This window comes from Bacteroidia bacterium (assembly GCA_025056095.1).
GTDB lineage: Bacteria > Bacteroidota > Bacteroidia > JANWVE01 > JANWVE01 > JANWVE01.
Window position 1 is genome coordinate 1 of record JANWVW010000089.1, and the last position, 10,771, is coordinate 10,771.

Here is a 10,771-nt window from a genome sequence, read left to right on the forward strand (position 1 = left end):
GCAGAGAATACTTCATAATGAATAGGATTAAAAACATCATGAACAGAAAAACGCAAAAAGGTATTTTTCTTCGCCACATTACCTCTTTGAAATAGATAAATGTACTCATTCGTAGAAGCTAATCCTTCTAAATTCAATTCTGCACCAAGCGTAAAATCAACGTCCTTTTCTAATTTGTCATAAAATTGAGCATAATTCAACATTTTCATAGTTTCTGACACAAGATTATACAAATAAGCCATCTTTCGCTTTGACTTACTTCCTGAACCCATTATCAAAATATGAGGTACTTCCTGAACGTATACAAAACTCATACACTCCCAATCATTTTTCTCTTTCTTGGGAATATGCTCCTGAATAGATGAGCCATGCACAAAAGGAATAGTTTTTTGCACATTTAGACTTTCATCTAGGATAAATAGTGCGTTAGCATCATCCCCGATTATGTAGTATAAACCGTTGATATACTCAATCCCTGAAGCAGAAGAAGGATGCAGTAAAGGTCTAACTTTTTTTACAATTGCTTTCATCTTTGTATTTCAGGTGTGGTTTTGTTGTTATTTGTGGTATTCAAAAATACTGACTTAAACGGACTTTTTTAATACACAAATTTATATTGCACTCCCAAATTCCTGCTGTTGTTTTTGTATTTAGCTGACAATCAAAATGTTTTAAGGTTGAATAGAACTTAACTTTAACCTTGATTTAGTTTGAAATTCAGAATATGAGCAGATGAGTAAAATGCTAATCAGTGTTAAATTTGTATATCTGTGAAAAAATGTACAGTTTTGCATAAGCAGAAAAATTATGAGAGAAATTACTTTTAGAGAAGCTTTGAGAGAAGCTCTGCGAGAAGAGATGCACCGCGACCCTTTGGTTTTTTTAATGGGGGAAGAGGTAGCAGAGTATAACGGCGCTTACAAGGTTAGCGAAGGCTTGTTAAAAGAATTTGGACCAGAGAGAGTAATAGATACACCGATTTCAGAGTTAGGTTTTGCAGGGATAGGTGTAGGGGCAGCTATGGCAGGACTTCGCCCTGTAATAGAGTTTATGACGTTCAATTTTTCGCTTGTTGCGATTGACCAAGTTGTCAATAGTGCGGCTAAAATAATGTCTATGAGTGGTGGGCAGTTTAATATTCCGATTGTGTTTAGAGGTCCGAGTGGTTCTGCTGGTCAATTAGCAGCCCAGCATTCTCAGTGCTTTGAAAGTTGGTACGCTAACTGCCCAGGGTTGAAAGTAGTTAGTCCTTCTACGCCTGCGGATGCCAAAGGTCTGCTCAAAGCCGCTATCCGAGATAACGATCCTGTTCTTGTCATGGAAAGTGAGCTGATGTACGGGAATAAAGGTCCTGTTCCTGATCCTTCGGAAGGCGATTTTATTATCCCCATAGGCAAAGCAGATATAAAGCGCCCTGGTAAAGATGTTTCCTTGATTACCTTTGGAAAAATGGTTCATGTTTGCTTAGCCGCAGCTAAGCAATTAGAACAAATGGGTATTGATGCAGAGGTACTAGATTTACGCTCTCTTCGCCCATTAGATAACGAAGCTATATTGGCTACGGCTAAAAAAACTAATAGAGTAGTAATTGTTGAGGAAAGTTGGCCCCTTGCATCTATCTCTTCAGAAGTAGGATTTTTAATTCAAAACCAAGCTTTTGACTATCTAGACGCCCCAATTATGCGAGTTATGGGTGCTGATGTACCTTTACCTTACGCCCCTACTTTGGTTGAAGCCTACCTACCTAACCCTGCACGCGTCATAGAAGCAGTCAAAAAGGTGATGTATATAAAGTAATCTTCTTCAAGCAATGTCTTACCAAGAACCTACACTTTTAGATTTTGGTGGAATTGGCGATAGTCAAATAGGTTTTATAAGCGTAGCAGAATTTCCAAGAAACCTCCCTTTTGAGATAAAACGCGTATTTTGGACATATTTCACTCCTCACGAAGTAATTAGAGGTAGGCATGCTCATAAAGAATTAGAGCAGATTTTAATTGCTGTATCAGGCACAATATGGGTTACCACAGAAAATATCTATGGGGAAAAAAAATATTTCACTTTAGACCAACCCAGAAAGGGACTTTATATTCCAACTTTTCACTGGAATGAGCTTCGTTTTTCACACACTGCCGTATTACTTAGCCTAAACTCTCAACCCTACAATTCAGATGAATATATTAGGGACTATGAAGAGTTTAAACGCTATGCGCACCAAAAAAAATAAGCCACATTTTATTAGTGAGTGTGGCTGATATTGATTGAACTGGAAGTTATCTTGTATTAAGGCTGTATTGTTACAGGAAAGGTAACTTCTATGTCGGTACTTCCGCCCGCATTAGTTATATCGCCCGAAGAAACTCCAGGGGCAGACTTGTTTGGCTTGTGTCTCAAAGTAATTTTAAGCGTACCTGAACCTGCTGCACCTGTCTGAAAAGAAAACCGTAACCCTACAGGTTTGTTATTTGCATCAAAATCTATATAAGTAAAGTTACTCAAATTACCTGTAGCTTGGTAAAAAAATTGATGCTGTTCTTTCTCCCTGTTAATCTCATCAGTAACATCATGAGTATGCCCTATGTGGCTTTCATCTAATAAGTTTAGGGATGCAGAATAGAATGAGTTTGCTTTGAGAGTTAATGTACCTATGATAGGCGGATTGCCCCCATTCCCATCGACATCTCTCCACACAACTTCTGTGCTGTCAGAAGCAAACAAAGTGTTTTTTACTTTTAACTTAACCGTAGTAATGAGCTCCTCGTGATTCTCTGGTGGTTTGGGATCGTCCTTTTTCTTACATGCATTCAGAAGAGCAAGTATACTAACCATAAGGACAATTTTTGCAAGGCTATATGTCTTTATATTCATGCGGCAAAAATACAATATATGCAACAAAGTTGCAAGTAAAAAAATAATAAAAATTATACTTTTGTGATGTTGTAAGTATGTACTATGCTGTTTTAATTGTATGGTGGCTTATTATTTGCTCTCTTTTGCTTACCGCACAACAAGATAGCAGTTGGACACTTTCTACAGTTATCATAATTGATAGTCCTTACCAAAAGTATGAAGGTACAACTGTAACTTTGATAGCAGATAGTTTAGGAAACTATCAAAACAATGGACTGCAATTGCAGGATGCGTTAATTCATATCAATGGAGTATATATTCGTAATTACGGTTCACACAGTGGAATAAAAACATTTTCTTTGCGAGGTTTAGCTTCAAATCAAACAAATGTAGTTATTGCAGGCGTACCTCTGCAATCTGCTCAACAAGGTAGCTTCAATTTAGCTAATTTTTCTTTAGATGACTTTGAATGTATCTCCGTTTCGCAAGGAAAAGGCGATATTCATAGTAACACGTTATCAGGCAACATAGAACTGAACTTTATCCCTTCTACATACAAATTAAAGTGCAAAATGGGAATAGGCAGTTTTGAGAACTATTTTTTACACTTTGCAGTTCCGCTGCAAACTCAAACAAACAGTTTTTCAAAGGTTAATTTCCGATATGAGCAAGCTAAAGATAACTACCCTTTTGTATTTCAAAATCAGACTTTTTACAGACAAAACGCTCAATTTAAGCAGTATCAACTCAATGGTATTTGGACAAAAAAATACCAAAAATGGAACTTTACTGCATATTCCAAAGCATACAAAAATAACAATGGTGTTCCCGATGCGATAGTATTTAATAATCTGACCTCTACTGGAAAAAAGTTACAAGAATGGGACACATGGACAATGGCAAAAGCACAAAAAGTAGGTAAAAACGGTTTTCAAGAAATCAGTGGAAGCTATCATTTCAACTATTTGCAGTACTTAACTCCACTAGCTCAATTTGAATACGCTAACCAAGACGTACTCTTACAATATCAAGCTGCATATATGTATAAAAATCACTACCTTAAAATACATACGCAAGCTATGTATGCACACCTACAAGGCGATAACTTGGGAATTCTTTTAAGAAAAGTACCTTTTGTATATCGTGGGCAATTGAATGTAGCTGCAAGTGATACATGGACATGGAACAGAAAAGCTAAATACTTTTACTATGGCACTCTTCAAGCTATATTCAGGACAAATTTTACTTCCGATTTTAGTCCAACCCAAAATGCTTCTTTATATGCAAATGCATTTATTTATCAAAAACAATATTTTTATGCAAATTTAGCCTATACAGCCCGGATTCCTTCTTTCAATGAAATGTACTATTTTGGCTATGGAAATCCTGACATTCTTCCTGAACGTACTCAAAATATTCAGTTTGGACACGGTGGAAGTATAGATAAATCAGCCAAACTGATATACAAGGGGGAGCTTTTCTATCATATCGTTTATGATAAAATTGTAAGCGTTCCTCAAAATCCTGTAATTTGGAGTACATACTCTATTGGTAAAGTAATTAGCAAAGGTTTTGAAATAGATATACAAGCCCAACTTCATAAAAATTTTGTATTTCATTACGGCTATACTCGCACTGATGCACGCGATGCAACTACTGGATTGCTTTTACCTTATACCCCTGTTGAAATGATTAAGGCACAGATACAATATCAAGCTTCAAAACCATTAACCATACAATCTACCTACCAGTACAATGGGTATAGATTTAGTAGCGTACAGAATGATAAGACTAGCTATTTAGAGCCTTACCAACTCTTAGACATTAACTTGACATATTGCCTTCGGTACAAAAAGCAAACTTGGCAACTTAGAATTGAAGTAAATAACTTACTAAATGTTCAATATGAAGTAATTAAGGGTTACGTAATGCCACGAAGGTCTTATCTTTTTAGTTTATTGTGGGCAGTGTAGAAAAGCATAAATCAATTTTTTGCCATCCTAAGAACATTTTGCAATACAAAAGCAATAACCTCAGCGTTTTGCGTAGAGTGATACTTGAACTTATCAGGTTCTTTATCTGCGTATATCATTAAACCGTTGGCAAAAGGTTCAAAGTAGTCAATCTTATTATTTTTGATAGCATAATCTTTATCTTCTGCTAAAAAGATAACTCTTTGCGTAGTTATGTACAGTTTTCCATTAGCAATCACTTGGTTGTTTTGGATAGGAAACACTACACCTTTGGTTTCTCCAAAAATATAAGGCGTGTGAGCATCAAAACGTTTGGGTGGCTTAGGAATAAAAGGAACCTCTGTTTTGAATTCAACATACTCTGCGTTTTCTACCCAAAAACACTCTTCGTTTGAATATAGGTTAATTTCAGGGACATCAAAAGTTATAAATTGCCCTTGCTGTATGCTAAATATGTTTTTAATCCGAGTAATCTCTGCTTTTATGGCATCGTATTCTTGTGAATTGAACTGAAAATGTTCTTCCAACAGCAAAAGTAAATCTATTGCTTCTTTACTTATAACTACTTGCTCTCTTACTTTTTGCATAGCAAACTTAAACGCCTTAATTTTAATTTCAGACATTTCTGCATCTGTAATGTCCCACTCTTGACGCATCTGCTCAATTTCTTTGAAGTCCTGTGCCTTTATAGAACGCTCTTCTATACCTTTCTGAATAGTACTAAGTAAAATTTCTTTGTTCTTTTGCTTGTTTAGTGTGTTGTTAATTCTTTGGTACGCACCACTAATTTTTTCAGAAGTATTCTGATAGCTTTCTTTTATACTTTCAGCTCCCGTACTTAAAAGTTTTTTGAATTTGTTGAGAATATCCATGTACAAAGATAATTCTTTCGCAGTTTATATAAAACACTCAATTTGACACTTTTGTGATATGAATAAACTGCTGCTGATAGGTATTAGCACGTTTGAGAGTATGATCAACGGGCATGTATGTGGATAAAACCGAAATAATATGACATTTAACGCGTGTACAAGGGCGTTATTTTCTCTCTCGCCCTCGTGAGTTTGGCAAATCTTTGCTAATAAACAATGTCTATTTGAGGGAAAAAGAGAACTTTTTAAAGGTCATACAGATAAATGGAACTGGAACAAAAATATGCTGCCATTAAAATTCATTTTGTCAGTGGAGAGTATAACGATAACCAAAGAATAGAGCAAAAAGTTACTAAAATCTTGTGTAATAATTATCAGTATCATGAAACTTCTTATTTTGAAAAAGTAAATCATTCTATAGACCTTGAACGCCTAATTCGAAAATTATACCAAAAATATCATGAAAAAGTAGTTATTTTAGTAGATGAGTACGACAAACCAATAATAGATTGTGTTGCCAACACAGAAAAAGCCAAACCACACCTAAATATCCTAAAAAACCTGCATAGTGTTACTAAAGTCTGCGACAAATACTTACAGTTTGCTTTGCTCGCGGGCGTAACATGATATTTGACCCCCAAGCAAAAAATCTATCAGAATTTGAATGGGAAAAACTAGCGTAGAAAATAAAATTTGCTTCCCCTAAGTTTCTTACTTTGCCGTTAAACTAACCACTACTATATCATCTGTTTGGTCTACGAAAAAGCCTTTCCAATCATTCAAGCGGCGTTGAAGAGCTTCCATACGTTTTTTGGTAGTACCAAAAGCATGTACCTCTTTAAGTGTTTTGATAAACTCTGCTTTGCCAAATTTTTTATGTCCATCAGGTCCTCCAAGTTGAGTCTCGTAGCCGTCCGAAAATAAATACAAAGTATCTCCTGGTTTGAGTTCCAAGTTGTGTACTTGAAAATGACTATCACCTAAAAAATCTTTTCCCCCAATGCTTTTTTTAGAACCTGGTATTTCTTTGGTTTCATCTGCACTCACTACTACAATTGGGCGCAAACTGGAAGCTACACTAACCTTGTTACCTTCAATTAGTACAGCATATCCCTCTAAACTATCATTAACTGACCTATCATCTTGTTTATCTTGCTTCAATACCCTACGAATTTCTTTATCTAACTCCTCCAACAATATATCAGGCAATATTATCATTTTGTCTTTAACTAAACGCTCTAATGCATTGATAGCAATTAAAGTTATGTATGAACCTGCTACTCCATGTCCTGTGGCATCACCAATAAATAAAACCGTGCGGTTATGGGTGGATGCGCTCCAATAAAAATCACCACTTACTGTTTCACAAGGTAGAAATAGAATTCCTACTTCATATTTATCTCCTACATTATCTTGAACCTCTTCGATTGTTGGGATAATTGCTTTTTGAATGCGCGTGGCATAGTTAAGGGATTGTTTTAGTTCTTTTTCTGAATATTCTAACTTCTTCTCTAGCGCTTTTTGAGCAAGCATCAGAGTGCTATTAAGTTCGCTGATCTGAGCTTCTTTGCCTTGAAGGAGCTCTTGGAGTTCTTTTTCTGCCGTAATATCAAAACGAATAGAGATATATTTTTCAGGCAGACCTTTATTGTTCAAAATTGGCTTAATAGTAGAATGAACCCAATAAAAGCTACCATCTTTAGCTTTATTACATATTATACCTTGCCAAGTTTTACCATTGCTAATGGTTTCCCACATTTCCTTAAAAATACTATCGGGCTGCTTTCCTGATTTTAGTATTCTGTGATTTTTTCCCAAAAGCTCTTCGCGAGAATATTTAGAGATTTTGCAAAATGTATCATTTACATAAGTAATATTTCCTTTTACATCAGTAATAGATACTATGGCAGCTTCATTTAAGGCATCAAATTGGTGTTTAAGTTCCAACTGTACTTTTTCTAACTGTTCAATATTAGCCTGAAGCTCTTCGTTGATTTGTTGAATCTCTTCTTGCTGGGCATGGATTTCTGTAAGTTGGACTTGTAAATCCTGTTTAGCTAACACCAATTCCGTAACTTCAAATCGTACTCCTACATATTTAATTGGTAGTCCTTTCTCATTTAAGACAGGTACTATAGTGCTGTCAACCCAATAGTATTCTCCATTTTTCTTTTTATTACAAATTAGTCCTTTCCATACTTTACCTGAGCTTATAGTTTTCCACATATCTTCAAAAATACTATCAGGTTGCAATCCTGACTTTAGTATTCTATGGTTTTTACCAATCAGCTCTTCTCTACTGTATCCCGATACTTGACAAAATTTATCATTGGCAAAAGTAATATTTCCTTTTATGTCGGTTTCGGATACAATAGCACTCTCATGAAGGGCACGCATCTGCCCTTCCAACTCAATTTTTAGATTCTCGTACTGCTGCTTGTCCACAGCTGTGGCTTTTCCTAACAACACATCTATGAGTCCCATACCTTTGATTTGATAAACCGTGCTACAAAGTTAGCAAAAAATACTGACCTCGTAGTATAAAATTATTAAAAAAACTACATGATAAACTAACTCATTTTAACATTTTCTTTAATAGAAGTGGAGTTAAAAACAGCTCGGCGGTTATAGCTGAAATAATTGTGATAACCATGAATAGACCTGTATAGTATGTTCCTCCAAAATCGGAATACATGAGAACTGAAAACCCTAAAATTAGTACTACCGAAGCAATAATAATTGCTCTACCTGTGGAAAGCATAGTAGTATTTACGGCATCTACGTTATTCAAACCGCGTTTTCTTTCTACTCTGTATCTTGAAAGTACGTGTATCGTGTCATCTACTGCAATCCCAAAGGCTATACTAAATATAATAGAAGTGGATGCTTTTAGGTTAATTCCTGCAAAGCCCATCCAAGCTCCAGCTACTAGTAGTGGAAATACATTTGGAATAAAGGTAATAAAAATAATTCGCCAAGAGCGGAATAAAATGCCCATCAGTACTGCTACGGCACCTGTGGAAAGTAGTAAGCTCGTAAATAAGTTGCTTATTAAGTACTTATTGTTTTGGTCTACTAATATCGCCGATCCTGTTTGTTTGTATGAAAATAAGTTAGTATCTATTTTAGTCCTGTAAAACTGTTCAATTTCTTGATTGATGCGGGCAACTTCCATCATGCCCATGTCTTTCATTTTAGCAGTTATTCGCCCGTGCAAGCTATCTACTAAACACAACCTAAAAGGATTTTGAGTACTTGCCTTTTCTGCCAACTTGTAAATTTTTTTCACTTCTTTTTTAGTTTGAGGAATTGTATAAGCCGTACTATCTCCGTATTCCATAATTTGATGGATATATTTTTGTAAAGTTACAGGTGAAATAGCTTGGCTTTGAGTTTTTTGCTCTACAAAAGTTTGAAAGGTATCCAAAGCGGCTAAAAACAAAGGGCTGTTGAAATTTTCTTTACCTTTTGCAGTAATTGCAATTTCTACGGGTCTTAATCCTTGATAATGTTGTTCAAAATAGCGTAGTTCTTGTTTAATTCTGTGTTTATGGCTGATATCATCCAATAAAAAAGCATTTTGCTTGATAATACTTGTGCTATAAAAAGCAATTATGCTGATTATAGCAAAGGCTGCTACTACACGAATAGGATATTTATCTGTTAAGTAAATAATCTTTTGAATAAAAGGTTTCCAGTCTTGTTGTTTTTGCTCCCATCGAGAAGGTTTCATAGGTGGGATTAAATACAAAATGCAAGGGGTCAAAACAAGGGCATTTAGCCAAGCCATCATAACGCCAAAAGCAGTAAAAAGTCCAAATTCGCGTATGGGAAGCATACTAGAAACCGATAAGGAAGCAAAACCTATAGCAGTCGTGATACCTGTAATAAAAGTAGAAAGTCCGATAGCTTTAAGGGCGTGGGCAATAGCATCTTTTTTAGACTTACCTTGTTGTAAATATTCCTTGTAATGGCTGATAATATGAATACTATCTGAAACGCCAACCATGAACATAATTACAGGGATAAGGTTGGTCATTACACCTAGATCCCGAGTTGTAAAGCCAATCAAGCCTAAGGTATTAAGAAGAGCTAACACTACACAAAGCAAAGGGATAAAAACACCCCAAAAACTGTAAAACGTAAATATCAAAACTACAATAGTAACAATTACCGATGCCGTTGTAAAAATTGCCATTTCCTGCTGCACAGTGGCTACGTACTGCGTACGTATATGGGGCACTCCTGTAATCCAAAAGCGTTTAACGTTGTTTTTTTTCAGAATATCGTGAATTTTTGCGTCTAAAATGTCTTTTTCTTTGCTGTCAATAATTTTCGGATCGTAGATTAAGCGAATGGCTATGGACTTTTCATCATTGCTAATAAGCGAATTTCTGATAAATAAATCTTTTTTTAATCTTTCTCGGTAAGGTTCAAAGTTCTTTATGTTGTGATAAGGCAAAGCAGAAACAGGCTGATAGCCAAAAACCCCTCTTTCTATCAATTGCATTTGTGTGATGCATAACACTTGTTGCACGTGAGGTAGTCTTTTACACTGTTGAGCAATGGTATCGCATAAAGTTAAAAAAGCGACGTCCCATATTGTTTTTCCGTCATTTTCAAGAGCAATGGATACTATATTATCATCAGGACCATATTGCTGCTTGTACTTTTCATAAAATTGCAAGTTGGGATCCCTTTGTGGAAAGAAAGTTTCAAACTTGTAGTTAAATCGCAAAAACGTCATTCCATAGATGGATATTGCGAGTAAAATTGTGAATAAGGCTATAACAAAACTATGGTAGCGTTCAAAGAAATAGAAAGTTTTTTTGAGCATAAACCTCAATAAAAACACAAAAACAGGATTAAGGTTTCTTAGAAAAGAGTTCAAGTCAATTAGTTCAAATATTCTAAAAAAGTGGTTTAATTTTTTGGGCGTGCCCCTTGCTAACGCAAGGGTCGGGGCATTCCGCACTGCGCTTCGCTTCGGTACTTCGCTACGCTTCGTACTGCCTAACGGCATGCTCCATGCCCCTCACGCAGATGACCTGTGCAATCATGTCTTTACCTTGTTTG

Annotated in this window: 9 protein-coding genes; 4 read left to right on the forward strand and 5 right to left on the reverse strand. The window is 35.7% G+C overall.

What is annotated here, in order from left to right; all coding sequences use genetic code 11:
* Positions 1-530: hypothetical protein (locus NZ519_07875; GenBank protein ID MCS7028667.1), on the reverse strand; the 530-nt coding region annotated here is incomplete at its 3' end.
* A 277-nt stretch (positions 531-807) separates the two neighbouring features.
* Between NZ519_07875 and NZ519_07880 the strand changes: the two genes are divergently transcribed.
* Together NZ519_07880 and NZ519_07885 are read left to right on the forward strand one after the other, a co-directional pair.
* Positions 808-1,797, forward strand: coding sequence for a pyruvate dehydrogenase complex E1 component subunit beta (locus NZ519_07880; GenBank protein ID MCS7028668.1), 990 nt, complete (start codon positions 808-810; stop codon positions 1,795-1,797).
* Positions 1,798-1,810: 13 nt separating this feature from the next.
* Positions 1,811-2,227, forward strand: a complete 417-nt coding sequence (locus tag NZ519_07885) for an FdtA/QdtA family cupin domain-containing protein (GenBank protein MCS7028669.1) — start codon at positions 1,811-1,813, stop codon at positions 2,225-2,227.
* Positions 2,228-2,283: 56 nt separating this feature from the next.
* Here the strand turns inward: NZ519_07885 and NZ519_07890 are convergent, their stop codons facing one another.
* On the reverse strand, positions 2,284-2,868 hold the full coding sequence (locus tag NZ519_07890; GenBank protein MCS7028670.1) for a type 1 periplasmic binding fold superfamily protein: 585 nt from the start codon (positions 2,866-2,868) through the stop codon (positions 2,284-2,286).
* 77 nt (positions 2,869-2,945) lie between these two features.
* On the opposite strand from NZ519_07890, the gene NZ519_07895 reads away from it, so the two are divergent.
* Positions 2,946-4,823 (forward strand): TonB-dependent receptor, encoded by a 1,878-nt coding sequence (locus tag NZ519_07895; protein ID MCS7028671.1) that lies wholly within the window; start codon positions 2,946-2,948, stop codon positions 4,821-4,823.
* An 11-nt stretch (positions 4,824-4,834) separates the two neighbouring features.
* On the opposite strand, the gene NZ519_07900 is transcribed toward NZ519_07895, so the two are convergent.
* Positions 4,835-5,695 carry a hypothetical protein gene (locus NZ519_07900; GenBank protein ID MCS7028672.1) on the reverse strand — a complete coding sequence of 287 codons (861 nt, stop codon included), beginning with the start codon at positions 5,693-5,695 and terminating at the stop codon, positions 4,835-4,837.
* Positions 5,696-5,959: 264 nt separating this feature from the next.
* On the opposite strand from NZ519_07900, the gene NZ519_07905 reads away from it, so the two are divergent.
* A complete protein-coding gene (locus tag NZ519_07905; protein ID MCS7028673.1) occupies positions 5,960-6,322 on the forward strand; it encodes an AAA family ATPase in 363 nt (120 codons plus the stop codon).
* 84 nt (positions 6,323-6,406) lie between these two features.
* Here NZ519_07905 and NZ519_07910 read toward each other — a convergent pair whose 3' ends face one another.
* Positions 6,407-8,179 (reverse strand): PAS domain S-box protein, encoded by a 1,773-nt coding sequence (locus NZ519_07910; GenBank protein ID MCS7028674.1) that lies wholly within the window; start codon positions 8,177-8,179, stop codon positions 6,407-6,409.
* A gap of 91 nt (positions 8,180-8,270) precedes the next feature.
* A complete protein-coding gene (locus NZ519_07915) occupies positions 8,271-10,718 on the reverse strand; it encodes an MMPL family transporter (protein MCS7028675.1) in 2,448 nt (815 codons plus the stop codon).
* Positions 10,719-10,771: the final 53 nt, after the last annotated feature.

Bases quoted from the DNA above. Each gene is read 5' to 3' on its own strand.
- NZ519_07880 (MCS7028668.1), top strand. From the start codon at position 808: ATGAGAGAAATTACTTTTAGAGAAGCTTTGAGAGAAGCTCTGCGAGAA.
- NZ519_07885 (MCS7028669.1), top strand. From the start codon at position 1,811: ATGTCTTACCAAGAACCTACACTTTTAGATTTTGGTGGAATTGGCGAT.
- NZ519_07890 (MCS7028670.1), bottom strand. From the start codon at position 2,868: ATGAATATAAAGACATATAGCCTTGCAAAAATTGTCCTTATGGTTAGT.
- NZ519_07895 (MCS7028671.1), top strand. From the start codon at position 2,946: ATGTACTATGCTGTTTTAATTGTATGGTGGCTTATTATTTGCTCTCTT.
- NZ519_07900 (MCS7028672.1), bottom strand. From the start codon at position 5,695: ATGGATATTCTCAACAAATTCAAAAAACTTTTAAGTACGGGAGCTGAA.
- NZ519_07905 (MCS7028673.1), top strand. From the start codon at position 5,960: ATGGAACTGGAACAAAAATATGCTGCCATTAAAATTCATTTTGTCAGT.
- NZ519_07910 (MCS7028674.1), bottom strand. From the start codon at position 8,179: ATGGGACTCATAGATGTGTTGTTAGGAAAAGCCACAGCTGTGGACAAG.
- NZ519_07915 (MCS7028675.1), bottom strand. From the start codon at position 10,718: ATGCCGTTAGGCAGTACGAAGCGTAGCGAAGTACCGAAGCGAAGCGCA.